The 17,230-nt window shown below is 57.3% G+C and carries 18 protein-coding genes; 2 read left to right on the top strand and 16 right to left on the bottom strand.

Translation table 11 applies throughout. The features are described from left to right. Nucleotides 1–23 precede the first annotated feature (23 nt). From AQ981_RS18555 to trmJ, 12 genes are all read right to left on the bottom strand, one after another. Complete coding sequence (locus tag AQ981_RS18555; protein ID WP_161969177.1) at nucleotides 24–2,081, bottom strand: M48 family metallopeptidase; 2,058 nt, start codon at nucleotides 2,079–2,081, stop codon at nucleotides 24–26. A gap of 240 nt (nucleotides 2,082–2,321) precedes the next feature. Beyond that, nucleotides 2,322–3,095 carry an enhanced serine sensitivity protein SseB gene (sseB, locus tag AQ981_RS18550; protein ID WP_058913241.1) on the bottom strand — a complete coding sequence of 258 codons (774 nt, stop codon included), beginning with the start codon at nucleotides 3,093–3,095 and terminating at the stop codon, nucleotides 2,322–2,324. A gap of 64 nt (nucleotides 3,096–3,159) precedes the next feature. Beyond that, complete coding sequence (gene pepB / locus AQ981_RS18545; protein ID WP_058913240.1) at nucleotides 3,160–4,446, bottom strand: aminopeptidase PepB; 1,287 nt, start codon at nucleotides 4,444–4,446, stop codon at nucleotides 3,160–3,162. 75 nt (nucleotides 4,447–4,521) lie between these two features. After that, nucleotides 4,522–4,722: a Fe-S cluster assembly protein IscX gene (iscX, locus tag AQ981_RS18540; protein ID WP_058913239.1), complete on the bottom strand. Its 201-nt coding sequence runs from the start codon at nucleotides 4,720–4,722 to the stop codon at nucleotides 4,522–4,524. Between the two features lies 1 nt (nucleotide 4,723). Further along, nucleotides 4,724–5,059: an ISC system 2Fe-2S type ferredoxin gene (gene fdx / locus AQ981_RS18535; RefSeq protein WP_058913238.1), complete on the bottom strand. Its 336-nt coding sequence runs from the start codon at nucleotides 5,057–5,059 to the stop codon at nucleotides 4,724–4,726. Between the two features lies 1 nt (nucleotide 5,060). Further along, a complete protein-coding gene (gene hscA, locus AQ981_RS18530; RefSeq protein WP_058913237.1) occupies nucleotides 5,061–6,911 on the bottom strand; it encodes a Fe-S protein assembly chaperone HscA in 1,851 nt (616 codons plus the stop codon). A gap of 14 nt (nucleotides 6,912–6,925) precedes the next feature. After that, a complete protein-coding gene (hscB, locus tag AQ981_RS18525) occupies nucleotides 6,926–7,441 on the bottom strand; it encodes a co-chaperone HscB (protein WP_058913236.1) in 516 nt (171 codons plus the stop codon). 135 nt (nucleotides 7,442–7,576) lie between these two features. Beyond that, nucleotides 7,577–7,900, bottom strand: a complete 324-nt coding sequence (gene iscA, locus AQ981_RS18520; RefSeq protein WP_058913235.1) for an iron-sulfur cluster assembly protein IscA — start codon at nucleotides 7,898–7,900, stop codon at nucleotides 7,577–7,579. Nucleotides 7,901–7,913: 13 nt separating this feature from the next. Further along, a complete protein-coding gene (gene iscU, locus AQ981_RS18515) occupies nucleotides 7,914–8,300 on the bottom strand; it encodes a Fe-S cluster assembly scaffold IscU (RefSeq protein WP_058913234.1) in 387 nt (128 codons plus the stop codon). A 25-nt stretch (nucleotides 8,301–8,325) separates the two neighbouring features. After that, entirely contained in the window at nucleotides 8,326–9,540 is a 1,215-nt protein-coding gene (gene iscS / locus AQ981_RS18510; RefSeq protein WP_058913233.1) for a cysteine desulfurase, read from the bottom strand. Between the two features lie 117 nt (nucleotides 9,541–9,657). Next, a complete protein-coding gene (gene iscR / locus AQ981_RS18505) occupies nucleotides 9,658–10,146 on the bottom strand; it encodes a Fe-S cluster assembly transcriptional regulator IscR (RefSeq protein WP_058913232.1) in 489 nt (162 codons plus the stop codon). A gap of 191 nt (nucleotides 10,147–10,337) precedes the next feature. Beyond that, nucleotides 10,338–11,072, bottom strand: a complete 735-nt coding sequence (gene trmJ / locus AQ981_RS18500) for a tRNA (cytosine(32)/uridine(32)-2'-O)-methyltransferase TrmJ (RefSeq protein WP_058913231.1) — start codon at nucleotides 11,070–11,072, stop codon at nucleotides 10,338–10,340. Nucleotides 11,073–11,193: 121 nt separating this feature from the next. Between trmJ and suhB the strand changes: the two genes are divergently transcribed. After that, a complete protein-coding gene (suhB, locus tag AQ981_RS18495) occupies nucleotides 11,194–11,997 on the top strand; it encodes an inositol-1-monophosphatase (RefSeq protein ID WP_058913230.1) in 804 nt (267 codons plus the stop codon). 78 nt (nucleotides 11,998–12,075) lie between these two features. Here the strand turns inward: suhB and AQ981_RS18490 are convergent, their stop codons facing one another. The 3 genes from AQ981_RS18490 to AQ981_RS18480 form a co-directional block, all read right to left on the bottom strand. Continuing rightward, complete coding sequence (locus tag AQ981_RS18490; protein ID WP_154675952.1) at nucleotides 12,076–12,909, bottom strand: hypothetical protein; 834 nt, start codon at nucleotides 12,907–12,909, stop codon at nucleotides 12,076–12,078. A gap of 100 nt (nucleotides 12,910–13,009) precedes the next feature. Beyond that, the gene (locus AQ981_RS18485) at nucleotides 13,010–13,993 is read right to left on the bottom strand and encodes a nickel/cobalt transporter (protein WP_058913228.1); all 984 of its coding nucleotides are present in this window, start codon (nucleotides 13,991–13,993) and stop codon (nucleotides 13,010–13,012) included. Then, nucleotides 13,984–14,622, bottom strand: coding sequence for a DUF1007 family protein (locus AQ981_RS18480; protein ID WP_058913227.1), 639 nt, complete (start codon nucleotides 14,620–14,622; stop codon nucleotides 13,984–13,986). The genes AQ981_RS18485 and AQ981_RS18480 overlap by 10 nt, the downstream gene beginning before the upstream one ends. A gap of 121 nt (nucleotides 14,623–14,743) precedes the next feature. On the opposite strand from AQ981_RS18480, the gene csiE reads away from it, so the two are divergent. Next, complete coding sequence (csiE, locus tag AQ981_RS18475; protein ID WP_058913226.1) at nucleotides 14,744–16,024, top strand: stationary phase inducible protein CsiE; 1,281 nt, start codon at nucleotides 14,744–14,746, stop codon at nucleotides 16,022–16,024. Here csiE and AQ981_RS18470 read toward each other — a convergent pair. Beyond that, the gene (locus AQ981_RS18470; protein ID WP_058913225.1) at nucleotides 16,006–17,160 is read right to left on the bottom strand and encodes a 3-phenylpropionate MFS transporter; all 1,155 of its coding nucleotides are present in this window, start codon (nucleotides 17,158–17,160) and stop codon (nucleotides 16,006–16,008) included. The genes csiE and AQ981_RS18470 overlap by 19 nt on opposite strands. Nucleotides 17,161–17,230: the final 70 nt, after the last annotated feature.

Raw genomic sequence — 17,230 nt, 5'->3', positions numbered from 1 at the left:
AGTCGCGAGCGGCGCCGGATGATTTATTTTTGCATTTCAGCCAGATGAGCGCGGGCATGGGCGGCATTGTAGTAATTGACGATCAGGCCGACAAAATCTTCGCTATCCAGCGTTTTACGGCGCGCTTTATCGGTTAATTTCCCGGAGTAGCGAATCATCAACTGGCGATGCTTCGCCTTCCAGCTCGCCGCCCTGGTGCGTACCTCAAACACTGGCGCTTCAACGCCCTCCCTATACTGCAAGGTCATAAAGGTATGCATACTCACTTTACTGAACGCCAGATCATCCAGATCGGTAAAGAGCACCGGCTGCTGCAGATAGCGGCAGTGGATCGCTTGCGGGGTAATGGTCAACAGCGGCGTATTATTACGCACCCAGTAGCGCCAGCTGGAGACCAGCAGCACTGTCTGGAAAAGGGCGCAGCCGCCGATTACCCACCATTCCGGCGCCTGATTGCCCACCAGAAAGGCAGCCATCACCCCGCCGGCCACCAGAAAGCAGAGTGCTGCCAGAATTAACGGTGACTTCGCGCCATATAAAACCACCGGCTTATCGTCGCTCACCCGATCGGCGATATCCTGCAATTCCTGTTGAAACTCCTCGCGCGCCGCGGCGCCATCCCCGGACAACTCCTGCGACATCCCTGCCGCGAGGTCGTCTAAATGCGCGAACAGATCCGCCAGCTGTCGATCGGCGGTTTCTGGCACCGGACGCGCGGCCTCGCGCAGCAGCGCTTCATCCACCGCCACCTGCAGCGCTTCAATGCGTAAGCGGGTCGGCGGATGGCTGTCGCTGGGATGCGCGGTCACGTTTTCCAGATATTTCTCCGCCCCCGGCACGCCTTCGCGCTGCAGGCGGCTAATGATGTTGCCGAGGACATTTTTTTCCTCAGCCTGGCCGGTGTACAGCGCCCCCAGCTCTTCATCAATCACATCACTGACGGCGGAAATACGCAGCAGCGCCGTCGCCAGCGCTTTCCCGGAACTGGCCTGCGCCCCCATACTATCCGCCGCGTGTTCACGGATCCGGCTCCAGCGGTTGACCGCTTCATGGAGTTGTTCAATAAAAAAGAAGCCAATATGCAGCGATGGGTAGAGCACTAACCGGTCGATAAACGAGTTCTGCATATTTTGCGCCATTGACGCAATGCTATTGGAGATCCCCGAATAAAGGGGCGCAAAACGCAGACTATATTGAGTATCCTGCCCGGAGAAGTGCCCCAGTTCATGGCCGATGACCGCACCGGTTTCATCGCGGCTCAGTAATGAGGCATAGGTCAGCGGGAAATAGAGGGTATTGCCCTCCAGTACCACATCGTCCGCCAGTTGTACCGGGCTGGAGGTGACATAAAAGCAGTCAGTAATGCCGACCACGATATGGTCCGGCACCACGGTATTGAGGCGCGCCGCCAGCGACTCCACCCACAGCCACAGCCCCGGCGCTTCAGCGCGGGAAACCTGACGCCCGGCCACCCGGGAAGGTTCGCCGCGGAACATGGCGAAACATTTGCGCAGGCTGCCAAGGCTTTTAATCAGCATCCAGAGAATACCGCCAATAAACAAAATCGCCAGAATCACCAGCTTTCCGCCACCGGCGTTCATTTTGAAACTGGTGACAAACCACACCACTTCATAAACCGCGCAGGCCACCAGCCCCAGACCAAAGGCGATTATCTGCCCCAGCATGATAAAGGGCAGCATTTTACGACAGCGTTCGAAAGCGTGGATCAAGGCATCCTGAGAACGCCGGGAGGCCGCAACGCTGCGTTTGCACAGCCAGATGGCCAGGGCACTTAACAACAGGCCCATGCCTCCCAGCAACACGGCGCCTTTCGCCAGCCAGTCCCGGGATATACCAGGTACAATCAGATGCTGATATTTACGCTGAAAGGTACGTTCATTTTTCAGCACATCCTGTGCCGGGAAGGTGTAGGATTGCCCTTTAAAAGAGAAATGGATATCTCCTTCAGGATCGCCAGCGATAATATGATTTGCCTGGTTCTCAAGGCGCCATGACAAATAAATACGCTCGCTAACATTGTTTATCCGATAATATTGCCATCCGCCACAGACGATTAACAAAAGGGGCACCATAAAAAGCCACAGTAACAAGCTCCGTCTCATTTCTTAATACACTCCGTTGTAAAAACTGTAGATTTATCAATATCCTTTTTTGCATAAACCGCCGTTTATTAGCACTCAGACGGATGAATAGCTTAGCGGAAATATATGATGAACCGGAGGCGCAGTGCACGCCTCGCGAAAGTTCAATTATCTGATATTACGCAGATTGTGTCGTGGATCGACATATTCCGTCATACTTCAGAGAATTCTTTTATCTTTATAGTCGCGCAGGAAACTCCCCCAGCGCCTCTCGTAGAACGGCGTCAGGTGGGCAGTCATAAAATGGCTGATGCCCGCCTCCCCTTCCACTACCTGACAGATATCCACCGGTTCGTCATCCGGCAGCGTATCAGTCGCCACACTGCCGGCGGCATTAATAATCTCTTCGATATCCCCTTCGGCCTCAATACCAATCAGCAGATTAGCGCTCTCCTGCTGGCGCTCTTTGATGGAGCAGATAAACGCCCGCTTCACGGTTTTCAGGTTCTTAAACAGGGTTGTCAGGGAGTCAATCATTTGCGCCGGCGGCGTCGTCACTTCAGACAGCAGCAGTGATTCCCCCCCCTCCAGCACCTCCTGCTGGCTGAGTGGATCGCTGCGGCCAAGCAAATGGCTAATCTCCCGGGGAGTGAATGCTTTACCGGTCGGTAAGCGGGCATTAAGAAACAGGGATTCGCCAATGGTCATTTCAAACAGATCGCGCGCCGGCATCACCACAAACGCCTGCTCAGTCTGCACCGCCTGACGCAGCGCCTCCAGTGAGGTGAAAAACGCGATCACTGAACTGCCGTCATCTTTTTCCCAATGCTGCAGATCGACAGCATCAGGCACCGTAGCCGCCTGACCTGCGGCCCTCTCTCCCGGAACCCACACCGTGGATTCCAGCAGCGTTCGAAAGAACGCCGGCCGATAAGCCGGTTCAGCGGCAGCCTGCTCCAGCAGGATCTCTAATTCATTTTTCGTTTCAGACATAACAACACCATCATTAAAAAAGGGCGAGCCGGTCTTCTCCCCCCGCTCGCCCCGGAACCACGCCTCAGGCCGTCAGCAGATTGGCCAGCGCCCGTACGCCAAGCCCGGTAGCGCCGGCCGCCCACTGCTCCACCGCCGCTTTGCGGTAAGTCGCGGAACAGTCAATATGCAGCCAGCCCTGCTGGTAGTTATCCACAAAGTGCGACAGAAAACCGGCAGCGGTGCTGGCCCCCGCCGGGTAAGCGGCGCTGCCGGTGTTATTGAGATCGGCGAAATTAGACGGCAGTTGATTGCGATGGAACTCCGCCAGCGGCAGGCGCCAGAACGGCTCATTTTCCGCCGCCGCGCTACTCAGCAGTCGGTTAGCCAGGGCATCGTCAAAACTGAACAGCGCGTGGTAATCATTGCCCAGCGCGGTTTTCGCCGCGCCAGTCAGCGTGGCGGCATCGACAAGCAGCTCCGGCTTCTGGGCCGCGGCGTCGATCAGACCATCCGCCAGCACCAGCCGCCCTTCAGCGTCGGTATTCATGATTTCCACGGTCTTGCCGTTACGGTAATGAATAATATCCCCGAGCTTAAAGGCATTGCCGCTGACCATATTATCCGCACAGCACAGGTAGAGCTTCACCCGCCGCTTCAGGCCGCGGGTAACGGCAAACGCCAGCGCGCCGGTGACCAGCGCCGCGCCGCCCATATCGGATTTCATGGAATCCATAAAAGCGCTCGGCTTAAGGCTGTAGCCGCCGGAATCAAAGGTGATGCCCTTGCCGACCAGACAGGCATAAACCGGGGCATTGCTATCGCCGGTCGGGTTATAGTCCAGCGCCAATAGCACCGGCGGGCGCGCCGAACCGCGTCCCACGGTATGCAGCCCCAGATAATTCTGCTCGCGCAGGTCTTCCCCTTTGGTGATCCGGTAAGAGACATCATCGCAGGCGACGCCGCACAGCAGATCCACTGCCCGCTGAGCCAGTTGCTCCGGCCCCAGTTCCTCGGCCGGGGCGTTAATGGTATCGCGCACCCAGTCGATAATTTTCAGGCGATTCTCCAGCTCCTGGCGCCGGGCATCGTCAAGAGCCGGCCACTCCACTTTACGGCTGCCTTTCGGCCCTTTATAGCCTTGCCAGAATGCCCAGCAACGCTCGATATCCCAGCCGTCGCCGGCCAGCGCGACATGCCTGATGCCCAGACCATCTATTTTGCGCGCCGCGCGCTGGATCAGGCCGAGGTCGTCTTTACCGGCCAGATGCAGGGTAACCCCCTGGCTATCAATACTGTAACTGGCTTTCTCTCCCCAGCGGGCGTCGGCTGGCCGGGTGGAGAGCGTAATGTTCATGATTTGCGCTGTCATTGTTGTTCCTTATAAACGCAGAAAAAGTTAACGGAGTTAAACACCAAAACGGGCCGCCTGAGGCAGCCCGCTTGCTTAATCGGCTTCATCCAGCCAGACGAGAAGAATCGCTTCGAGGATCTTTTCGTTTGATGCGTTCGGATCGTCATCAAACTCGTCCAGCTCGCAGATCCACTGGTGCATATCGGTAAAGCGCACCGTCGTCGGATCGACATCCGGGCGGCTATCATAAAGCGCTTCGCCGATTTCCCGGCTGTCCGTCCATTTCAGACCCATATCAATGCTCCCGGGCGTGGTTGATGGTGTAACGCGGGATCTCGACCACCAGATCCTCGTCGGTGACGTGCGCCTGGCAACCGAGCCGGCTTTCCGGCTCCAGCCCCCAGGCCTTGTCCAGCATATCATCTTCTTCTTCGCTGCTTTCGGCCAGCGAGTCAAATCCCTCGCGCACGACGCAGTGGCAGGTGGTGCAGGCGCACGATTTCTCGCAGGCATGTTCAATTTCGATGCCGCTGCGCAGGGCAGCGTCAAGAATGGTCTCACCAGGCTTTGCTTCCACAACCGCCCCTTCGGGACACAGGTCCTGGTGGGGCAAAAATACAATCTTCGGCATGTTAAACCTCGTCCACGGAGTGGCCTTTCAGCGCCTGACGAACGGAATTATCCATCCGGCGCGCGGCGAACTCCTGGGTTTGTTTATCTATATTTTTAATGGCTTGTTTAATAGCGTCGGCGTCTTCGCCCTGCGCCACGTCGCGCAACTGCCGCGTCGCGTCGTCAATGGCCTGACGCTCCTGCGGGTCGAGCAGGGCGGCATCAGCGGCCAGCGCGCTCTCAAGGCTTTCCAGCACCCGGGAAGCCTCGACTTTCTGTTCCACCAGCATTCGCGCCGCGATATCCTGGCCGGCAAAACTCATGGAATCCTGGATCATCGTGGCGATTTCGCTATCGCTGAGGCCGTAAGAAGGCTTCACCTGAATCGCCGCTTCAACGCCGGTGGATTTTTCCAGCGCCGTAACGTTCAACAGCCCGTCGGCATCCACCTGGAAAGTGACGCGAATATGCGCCCCACCAGCCGGCAGCGGCGGGATCCCGCGCAGCGTAAAGCGCGCCAGCGACCGGCAATCCTGCACCAGCTCGCGCTCCCCCTGCACAACGTGGATAGACATCGCGGTCTGCCCGTCTTTAAAAGTGGTGAACTCCTGGGCGCGGGCCACCGGGATGGTGGTGTTGCGCGGGATCACTTTCTCCACCAGACCGCCCATGGTCTCCAGACCCAGCGACAGCGGGATCACATCCAGCAGCAGCAGTTCGCTGTCCGGCTTGTTCCCCGCCAGAATATCGGCCTGCACAGCGGCGCCAATCGCCACCACTTTATCCGGGTCGATGGCAGTCAGCGGCGGGCGGCCAAAAAATTCGCCGACCTGTTCGCGTACCAGCGGCACGCGCGTCGAGCCTCCCACCATCACCACTTCCAGCACTTCGCTGGCGTCCACCCCGGCGTCCTTCAGGGCGCGGCGGCAGGCCAGCAATGTACGTTTTACCAGCGGGGCTATCAGGGCATTAAACTGTTCGCGGCTGACGGAGCCTTGCCAGGCGGCGATCTCCACCGCGACCTGCGGCGCGTCGCTGAGAGCGATTTTCGCCGCAATGGCCGCATCCAGAAGCTGACGCTGCAGCCGATCGTCGCTGCGATCGGCAATCCCGGCCTGCTCGCGCAGCCAGTCCGCCAGCAGGTGATCGAAATCATCACCGCCCAGCGCGGAATCGCCGCCAGTGGCCAGCACTTCAAAAATGCCGCGGTTGAGGCGCAAGACTGAAATATCAAACGTGCCACCGCCCAGATCATAAACGGCAATCACCCCTTCCTGGCCGGAGTCGAGGCCGTAGGCGATAGCCGCCGCGGTCGGTTCATTGAGTAGCCGCAATACGTGCAGCCCGGCCAGTCGCGCAGCGTCTTTGGTGCCCTGGCGCTGAGCGTCGTCGAAATAGGCCGGCACGGTAATGACCACGCCGTCCAGATCGCCACTGAGAGTTTCCCGGGCGCGTTCAGCCAGCGTCCGCAGGATATCGGCGGAAACGCGAATCGGGTTCAGAACCCCGGCGGGAGTGTTAATCAGCGGCAAACCATTTTCACTGGCCTGCAGGTGATAAGGTAAGTGTGGGTAGCGGGACTGAATATCCGCCAGAGAGCGTCCCATCAACCGCTTTACCGAACTGATGGTATTGGCGGGATCGGCGGCCGCCATGGCGCGCGCCTCGTAGCCCACGGTCTGGCCCTGCTGCTGGTAGTTAACCACTGAAGGCAGCAGATGGCGCCCTGCGCTGTCCGCCAGCGTTTCGGCCTGTCCGCTACGTACCGTCGCCACCAGTGAGTTGGTGGTGCCCAGGTCAATGCCCGCCGCCAGCCTGCGCTGGTGCGGCGCGGCGCTCATGCCAGGCTCACTAATTTGTAATAAGGCCATAATGGTTTCCGAAATTAAAAATCGAGCAGTTTTTCTTCGAGTTGTTCAGCGCTGCTGCGAAGTTTATCGAGAAAACGCAGTTTACGCACCGTATCCGCGGCCACGTCCCACGCCTGGCTATCTAATTGTTCCACCATTTGCTGATGGCGAGCGTCAAACATACCCTGCACGTGCCGGATAAAACTCCCCAGACGTCCTTCATCCCGGGCTTTTTCGATCTCTTCAAGCTGCTCGCGCAATTCCAGCTGTTCCATCAGGAACGCGGTATCGCGCACAGTGTGCTGCTCGCTGGCGAGGTCAAAACCGTGAAGAGACAGCAGGTATTCAGCGCGCGTCAGCGGGTGACGCAGAGTTTGCCATGCCTGGTTGATGGTGGCGGACTGCGAAACCGCCGCCAGTTGTTCCGCCTGCGAAGCGCTGGCGAATTTATCCGGATGAAACTGGCGTTGCAGATCCTGAAAGCGGGATGCCAGCGCCTGAGTATCAATCTGATAATGGGCTGGTAACCCAAAGAGGGCAAAGTAATCCATAACAATCTCAGGGTTAGCCTGTTAAAACGAACCCCACCCACAGCCTGGCTGCGGTGGGGCTATCCCCGTCGGCTTCAGGTTACAGGTCTGACGCCCGCAACCTGAATAGTTCAGGGTATAACAGGGGATACGCGATTAAACGTTAAAGCTTTCGCCGCAGCCGCACTCATCTTTGACATTCGGGTTGGTGAATTTAAACCCTTCATTCAGGCCTTCTTTGACAAAGTCCAGTTGAGTGCCGTTGAGAAACTGCAGGCTTTTATTATCGACCACGACCTTCACGCCTTTGTCTTCGAACACGGTATCTTCCGCCGCCGGTTCGTCAACAAACTCCAGCACGTACGCCATCCCGGAACAGCCGGAAGTCCGTACGCCAAGACGCAGGCCAAAACCTTTGCCGCGGTTCGCCAGGAAAGTATTGACTCGCGCGGCCGCACTGTCGCTCAGGGTAATCGACATAACAAAACCTCAGTTATTTTGCTTCTCGTTTGCTCTTGTAATCCGCGATGGCGGCTTTGATCGCGTCTTCCGCCAGGATAGAACAGTGGATTTTTACCGGCGGCAGTTCGAGTTCGTCTGCAATATCGGTATTTTTAATCGCCTGCGCTTCATCCAGGGTTTTACCTTTCACCCACTCGGTGACCAGAGAGCTGGACGCGATCGCCGAGCCGCAACCGTAGGTCTTAAAACGCGCGTCTTCAATGATACCGTCATTGTTGACTTTAATCTGCAACTTCATCACATCGCCGCACGCCGGCGCGCCGACCATGCCGCTGCCTACGCTGTCATCGCTATTGTCGAAAGAACCGACGTTACGCGGATTCTCGTAGTGATCGATAACTTTTTCGCTGTATGCCATGGTGAATTCTCCTCCGGGTTACCGATTAGTGATGTGACCATTCAATGGTATTTAAGTCCACGCCCTGCTTAAACATCTCCCACAGCGGAGAAAGGTCGCGCAGGCGGCCAATGGAGTTGCGTACCAGATTGATGGTGTAGTCAATCTCTTCTTCGGTAGTAAAACGACCTAAAGAGAAACGGATAGAACTGTGCGCCAGTTCATCATTCATGCCCAGCGCGCGCAGCACATAGGACGGCTCAAGGCTCGCTGAGGTACAGGCGGAACCGGAAGAGACCGCCAGGTCTTTCAGCGCCATGATCAGGGATTCGCCTTCAACGTAGTTAAAGCTGACGTTGAGGATGTTCGGCGCCCCCTGCTCCAGAGAGCCGTTGAGATACACTTCTTCAATATCTTTCAGACCGTTCCACAGACGGTTGCGCAGCGCGCGCAGACGCGCCATTTCGGTTTCCATCTCTTCTCTGGCGATACGGTAAGCTTCGCCCATACCGACGATCTGGTGCACCGGCAGGGTACCGGAGCGCATACCGCGCTCGTGGCCGCCGCCATGCATCTGCGCTTCGATACGAATACGCGGTTTACGGCGCACATACAGCGCGCCAATGCCTTTCGGGCCATAGATTTTATGGCCGGAGAAGGACATCAGATCGACTTTCAACTGGCTCAGATCGATAGGCAGTTTGCCCACGCTCTGGGTAGCGTCAACGTGGTAGATAATCCCGCGCGCGCGGCACATTTCGCCAATGGTGGCAATGTCCTGCACCACGCCGATTTCGTTATTTACGTGCATAATAGAAACGAGGATGGTGTCGTCACGCATCGCCGCCTCCAGCTCTTTAAGATCGATAATCCCATTGCTCTGCGGCGCCAGGTAAGTGACCTCAAACCCTTCGCGCTCCAGTTGACGACAGGTATCGAGCACGGCTTTGTGCTCGGTTTTGCTGGTGATAATGTGCTTGCCTTTTTTCTGATAAAAGTTGGCAGCGCCTTTAATCGCCAGGTTATCGGATTCCGTTGCGCCGGAGGTGAAGACGATTTCACGCGGATCGGCGCCGACCAGCTCGGCAATTTGGTTACGGGCGATATCTACCGCCTCTTCCGCCTGCCAGCCAAAACGATGCGACCGGGAAGCGGGGTTACCGAAAGTCCCGTCCATGGTAAGGAATTGCATCATTTTCTCAGCAACGCGCGGATCAACCGGGGTCGTGGCTGAGTAGTCAAGATAAATCGGTAATTTCATTGCTCTCAAACTCCGTACATCACTTCAATGTGGCGAATCAGGCTACTGGCTTGATGTACGTCCGGGCCGACGGGGTCATCCTGCGGCCCCGGCCTGATTCTGAAATTCGTTATATTTTTATGCGCGTAATTTTACGTCGATAGCGTCCTGCATGTGCGTCGTGCGGTGATTTTCACCATGCTGACGCCCGGAAACATCCAGAACTTCCTGGTTATTCACCAGCTCGCCAAGGGTAATATTGTTCAGAAAACCGGTCAGACGATCGCTCAGATCGCGCCACAGCGCGTGGGTCAGGCATTTATCGCCGCCCTGGCAGCCGCCTTTACCCTGACAGCGGGTCGCGTCCACGGATTCATCCACGGCGCTAATCACTTCGCCAACGGCGATATCGGCAGCGTCTTTACCCAGCAGATAGCCGCCGCCCGGACCGCGTACACTGGCCACCAGGCCGTTTTTACGCAGACGGGAAAAGAGTTGCTCCAGATAGGAGAGGGAAATACCCTGACGTTCAGAAATGTCAGCCAACGGAACCGGGCCGGCTTCAGAGTTAAGCGCAACGTCAAGCATTGCGGTTACAGCATAGCGCCCTTTAGATGTCAGTCTCATGTGTTACTTAACCTCAGAATTGCCCCGAGCCGGGGTACTTATTATTGATATACACGCCATCCACCTGGCTACTACATCGACACATCCTGAGTGATTTTGCGTATAAGTACTGCATAGCAGGGGCAAGTCTGACATTCCTGAGTAATTTGGTCAACTATTTAACCCGGCATTTTACTCAACTATTTGTGCGGTTAAGATTGCCCGTGTTTTTTGCCGCTTTCAATCGACGCCAGGATCCCGCGCAGGATATTCAACTCCTGGCTTTCCGGGCGCGCGCGGGTAAACAAACGGCGCAGTTTATTCATCACCTGGCCGGGGTGGCTGGCGCGAATAAACCCGGTGTCGAGCAGCACCTGCTCAAGGTGACCGTAGAAGCGCTCCAGATCGTCCACCAGCGGATACGGGGCTTCCTCATGCTCTTGCGCGCCCTGCTCCTGCGCCGCCAGCCAGGCCATACGCACTTCATAAGCAATCACCTGCACCGCCATAGCCAGATTGAGGGAGCTATACTCCGGGTTAGCGGCAATCGCGACGTGATAATGACACTTCTGCAATTCGTCATTGGTCAGGCCGACGCGCTCGCGGCCGAACACCAACGCTACCGGCGCGTGCGCCCCTTCCGCCACGCTCTTGATACCGCAGGCCCGCGGGTCGAGCATCGGCCACGGCAGGGTACGGGAGCGGGCGCTGGTGCCAACCACCAGGCTGCAGCCGGAAAGGGCGTCGTCGAGGGTATCGACAATATGCGCGTTGCCGATCACATCGCTGGCGCCGGCCGCCAGGGCGATGGCCTGGGAATCCGGTTTAACCAGCGGGTTGACCAGCCAGAGGTTAGTTAATCCCATGGTTTTCATGGCGCGGGCTACAGAGCCCATATTGCCAGTGTGAGAGGTTTCCACCAGCACGATACGAATATTTTCCAGCATAGCCTGTACAACGAATTCGAATAATATCCGCCCAGCATACCATATTTCCGGGACATTATCCGAACCCTCTGCTATACTCCCGGCCGTTTTCCCGTTCTTTAACATCCAGTGAGAGAAACCGATGCATCCGATGCTCAACATCGCCGTGCGCGCCGCGCGCAAGGCGGGTAACTTAATCGCCAAAAACTACGAAACGCCGGACGCCGTAGAGGCCAGCCAGAAAGGCACCAATGATTTCGTCACCAACGTAGATAAAGCCGCCGAAGCGGTGATTATTGATACCATTCGCAAGTCTTACCCGCAGCACACCATCATCACCGAAGAAAGCGGTGAGCACACAGGCGAAGATCAGGATGTACAATGGGTTATCGATCCGCTGGATGGCACCACCAACTTTGTAAAACGTCTTCCCCACTTTTCCGTTTCCATCGCTGTGCGCGTTAAAGGCCGCACTGAAGTCGCCGTGGTTTACGATCCGATGCGCAACGAACTGTTCACCGCAACTCGCGGCCAGGGCGCTCAGCTCAACGGTTATCGCCTGCGCGGCAGCAACGCCCGCGATCTGGATGGCACCATTCTGGCTACCGGTTTCCCGTTCAAAGCCAAACAGCACGCCAGCGCTTATATGAATATTCTCGGTAAACTATTCACTGAGTGCGCTGATTTCCGCCGCACCGGTTCCGCCGCGCTGGATCTGGCCTACGTTGCCGCCGGCCGCGTTGACGGTTACTTTGAAATTGGCCTCAAGCCGTGGGATTTCGCCGCTGGCGAACTGATTGCCCGCGAAGCTGGCGCGCTGGTATGCGATTTCACTGGCGGTCATAACTACATGCTGACCGGCAATATCGTCGCCGGTAACCCGCGCGTGGTAAAAGCGATGCTGGCGAATATGCGCGACGAACTGAGCGAAGCGCTGAAGCGTTAAGCCATGAGAACTAAGGGAAGCATCACGCTTCCCTTATCAAGGGCAAACCCGGCCGCAAAGACATTCAATGGCCTGAGTTTATTTCAGGATTTGTAACGCGAAAATAAATAATATCTTCCCCGTCACGCATAACATCACCATTGCGCTAAACAGAGCAAACTGCCCCCGTCTGGCCTGACACGCGGCCTCGCCCAGCATATTGCGAACCACCAGCGCCAGCCACGCGGTAACAAGGTACGCCAGTAAGATCCCCGTCATCATCGCCGCAACCATACTCCATCCCAGCAGCATATGCTCGTATTCACGGGCGCTATGTAGCGCAAATACCGCATACCAGGGGAATTGAAACCCCAGCACCAGAACAAGCGGCAAACGTAACTGACTGAGCGATGTCGACGAGGAGCGCGACAGACGCCAGGCATCGCGCACCAATAGCAGAGCCAGCAAAATAGTTATCAGATAGCCGATACCATTTATGATACTGATATATAAGTTAAGCGTAGTGAAAGAGACATATTTCAAAAAAAGCACGTTACAAAACACAACCGCCAACATGCCGCACTTCAGTCCCCAGGCGCGCAGTATCCAGCTAAAAAACGTTCTGTTTTGCGGCTGATTATGCAATAGACATGCGAAAATCGGCAGTTTCCCCTGGCCCGGGAGCATCAACGTGTGAAGAAAGCCGACAATCACTAATTGGCCGAACACCACGGGCGAAACGAGATCCCATCCGATATCCCCCCACATCATCGCGTAAGTTAATCCTGACCGGTATGGCTCAATAGCCCACCAGTTGGCAAAATCGCGCCAGAACCAGACGATGGCCAGGCCAACCAAAAGTCCGGCAATGCCCGCCATCCAGGGGAAGCGGGAAAGTTTTGTGGATCCTTGTGTCACTATTGCGGTCATCATGACCCTCCGCGTTATTCCATTGAACTATGGAGTTTTGAATAACCCAGCCCTGACCACAATAATTCACTGTTCTTTTAAGAGATTAACCTGCCCGGCAGTATTAAAAAGGCCGTATTCCTCGCCCTGCCGGCGCCGCGCTCATCCACATCACCAGCGCCGTAACTACCAGCACAACGCCGCCGGTTAGCGCCAGCGTCGCCCAGCCTACCTGGCGCCATAACGCCGGAGTTTTGTCGCCGCTCAGTCTTACCGCCAGACTGCGGAAACTGTGCACCAGCAGCGCCAGCGCCGAGATGGTCAGCGAAGTCCCCGCCGCCATCGCCATCGCCGCCGCCATTCCCCAGGAAAATACCCCGATCACTTTACTGAATAGCAGCACCATTACCGCCCCGGAACAGGGACGCATCCCCATAGACAGGATAATCATCAGCCGCGCCCGCCAGTCATCGCTGTGCTGCATCTGTTCCCGGGTCGGCAAATGCTGATGACCGCAGCCGCAGTTTTCATGGTGTTGATGGCAGGCAACAAACGCCCGGAACTTTTGCGGGTTACGCAGCAGCAGACGCAGCCGTTTCAGCGCCCGCCAGCACAGCATCATCCCCAGGACGCCGACCAGCAGGTAACTGCCTTTTTCCAGCCAGAAATTGCTCTGATGCAACTGGCGAGCCGGCAACTGCAGCAGTGTCAGTACCACTACCACCAGGGCAATCGCTACCAGCCCCTGCAACAGCGAAGCGCAAAACGTCAGCCACAGGCTCGATTTCAGTCGCGAAGGATGAGTGGCAAGCCAGGCGGTAATCACCAGCTTGCCATGCCCAGGCCCGAGCGCATGCAGCACGCCATAGATAAAACTGAATCCCATTAGCGACCAGCCGGCCCGGACAGGATCCGCCGTCACCTGTTTAAGCAGAGTGCTCAACTGCTGGTTGACGTCGCGCTGCCAGAGGGTACTGTGCGCCATCACCTGCGGCCAATATTGCCACAGGGCAATCGCCCCCAGCAGCGTCAACGCCAGAAATAGCGCCAGCGGCCACAGCGCCAGCCAGCGACGCGAACCGGATGGCGCCACGCTCATCAACGACATGTCAGCGTCACCTGCTGAGCAAACTGTTTACCCAGCTCCATATCCTCCTGCGGAGCATCCTCTTTATCGAGCGCCAGCGCATAAGCCTGAATATCGGCGTTGGGTTTTGGGGTGTGCAGTGTGACGGAACAGGCGCTTTGCAGGGCGTCCGGTAGCGTCAGGGCGCCCGCTTCTTCGTAATACATATCAACGTAATAGGTGGGATCGAAAGTCGAGAAAGTATAGTTTTGCCCGGCCAGCGGCTGTGGTTCAGCCAGTGGCAAAACAAAGCTGAGTACCGCCTGATGTTCCTCCCGGCCCAGCCCGTACTCCATCGGGCTGCCGGCGAATTTCACTTTGCGACCGTTGTGCCAGAATTCAGTGAAATAGTGCTGCGCCAGCACGTTAGCCATCACCTCCGCCGCCAGTTTTTTCCACACCGGCGATCCCGGCGCCGCGTTACCGGCGTCATACAGCAGATCCGCCGAGGTGATTTCATCCATCGTCCAGCGCATTTTCAGCCCGGTCATCTGCCCGTTTTCGGCGACAATCGCCGTATGCAGCGTAATAAAGCTGTGCGGATGGGCCTGTGCCGCCGTGATGTTCGCCAGCGCCAGCGCCCCCCCTATGCCAATTATTTTTGCGCGCATCTTTCCCTCAGGTCGAAAATTCTGTGAGCCAGCCATTATTCCGCAATAAAAACCAGCACCGCCGCCAGCGGGCGGCAAAGTTTTGACTATTCTTACCGGTAAACCCAAAACTGGACGACAGATGATGACGCCATTGCGCCCTTCCACATCTGCGCTCTCCAGTCCGCAGCGCCGCTGCCACCTGCTGTTAATGCTCAATCTTCCCGGATACACCGTCACCCCGGAAACCCTGGGATGCCTCAACGGCGTGGACGATGACACCGTCCGGCAGGACATCGCCGACACCGGCCAGGAAATCGAGCGTTACCACCGGCTCAGGATCGCCCCCCGGCAGGACGGCAGCTACCGGATTGAAGGTAGCGCACTGGATAACCGGCTCTGCCTGCTGCACTGGCTGCGTCGGGCGCTGCGCATTTGCCCCCATTTTGTGGCCGATCAGTTTACCCCGGCGGTCAAAACGGTACTGAAACACAGCGCGACGGCAAAAGCGCTGTATGACGATACCAATCTCCACGCGCTGGTCAACCTGTGCGCCCGGCGTATGGAGCGCCAGTTTGACGCCCGGGATACCCAGTTCCTGCGCATCTACCTGCAATATTGCCTGATGCAGTGTCAGCTCGGGCTGGTGCCTGACTTCACCCAACACCAGCGCGACTGGACCCGGGATCGCCCGGAATACCATGCCGCCAGCGACATCATTCGCCACTGGCGGCGCCGGGTCAACGCACCGCCGCCGGATGACGAGCATCTTTTTCTGGCGGTGCTGTTTATGATGCTGCGCATCCCCCATCCCCAGCGCGACGCTCACCGCGAAGATGTACGGCTGCGCCGCGCCGTATACGATATCATTACCCGTTTTCGTCACCTGTCCGGTATGCGATTCAGCGATGAACAGGGGCTCAGCAACCAGTTGTATATCCATCTCGCTCAGGCCCTGAACCGTAGCGTATTTCGCATCGGCATCGACAATAGCCTACCGGATGAAATTCACCGTTTGTACCCGAAACTGATGCGCACGACCCGCGAGGCATTGCTGGCGTTTGAACATCGTTTCGCGCTGCGTTTTTCCGAAGAGGAACTGGGGCTGGTGGCGGTGATTTTTGGCGCCTGGCTGATGCAGGAAAATGCGCTTCATGAGAAACAGGTGTTGTTGTTGACCGGTAATAACCCGCAACTGGAACAGCAACTGGAGCGCCAGATTCGCGAACTGACGCTGCTGCCGCTCAACATTAAACATCTGACATTACATACCTTTCAGCACCAGGGCGCCCCCGGCGAGGTCGCCCTGGTGATTACGCCGTACCCGACCACGCTGCCGCTGTTTTCGCCACCGCTGGTGCACGCCACGCCGCCGCTGGAGGAGCAGCAACAGCAGCGGATTCGTCAGATACTGGAGTCCTGAGTCCGCGGCTGTATCCGGGGGCGCAGGAACAGCGCCGGCAATGCCACCAGAGACATCACCCAGAAAACACCGCCGCTCAGGTGCTGGTAGAGGAAGCCGGAGAACATGGTCATCACCGCGATACCGCCGCCGGTGGCCACCGCCGAATAGACCGACTGCAGGCGAATCACTTCCCCTCCCTGGCGGGCCGAGATATAGCGCATCGCCGCCAGATGGCAGACGGTAAAACTGCCACAGTGCAGAATCTGCATAGCGATAAGCCACGGTAGTTCGGTGGTCCAGCCCATCAGCCCCCAGCGCACAATCCCGGCGACGCCGGAAAGCAACAGCAAATCCCGGGCGCTCCAGCGGCGGAAAAGTTTATTGCTGAGGGCGAAAATAACGATCTCCGCCACCACTCCCAGCGACCACAGATACCCGACTGTCGAAGCGGAATAGCCAACCCCCTGCCAGTAGATAGCGCTGAAACTGTAGTAGGCGGCGTGCGCCCCCTGTAGCAATGATACACAGCACAGAAAACGCCAGTTTTCGCGGGCTAACTTGCGCCACGCGGGCCAGCCGGCGGAGGCCTGAGCCCGGGATTCCCCCTGCGGCATCACCGACGGACGCAGCAGCATCCCCAGCAACATGGACATCACGCCAATCGATAACATCACCAGTACCGCCTGGGAGCTGAATACGCTCACCAGTTTACCGGTCAGGGCCGAGCCGATAACAAACGCCAGCGACCCCCACAGCCGCACCCGGCCATAGTCCATGGCAATCTGACGCTGCCAGGTTCCGGCCAGCGCATCGGTGAGCGGTACCAGCGGCGCGAAAAACAGGTTGAAGCCGACAATCACCAGCAACAGCCAGATCGCGCTGTGGCCGAGCCAGAATGCCAGCGCAAACAGCAGGGCTAATAACGCCAGCAGGCGCAGGGCGAAAACCAGCCGCGCCGGATCCTGGACCCGGGGAGCCAGCAACAAGCTGCCAAGGAAACGGGCCACCAGCCCGGCGCCTAACAGTAAGCCAATGGTTTCAGGGGGCAGTCCAACGCCTTTTAACCAGACACTCCAGAATGGTAAAAATATGCCGTAGCTAAAAAAATAGGTGAAATAACTGAGCGCCAGCCAGCGCGTGGATTGCAGAACCATGCTCCCTCCCGTTGTGGAGCCGCTAGTGTGGAGTAGCGGCTCTTAACAGGCAAGTCTTTATCTGAAAACC

The sequence above is a fragment of the Entomohabitans teleogrylli genome (assembly GCF_001484765.1).
Taxonomy (GTDB): Bacteria; Pseudomonadota; Gammaproteobacteria; order Enterobacterales; family Enterobacteriaceae; genus Entomohabitans; species Entomohabitans teleogrylli.
Note: the sequence above shows the minus strand (reverse complement) of the source record. Positions and strands in the feature narration are given on the sequence as shown.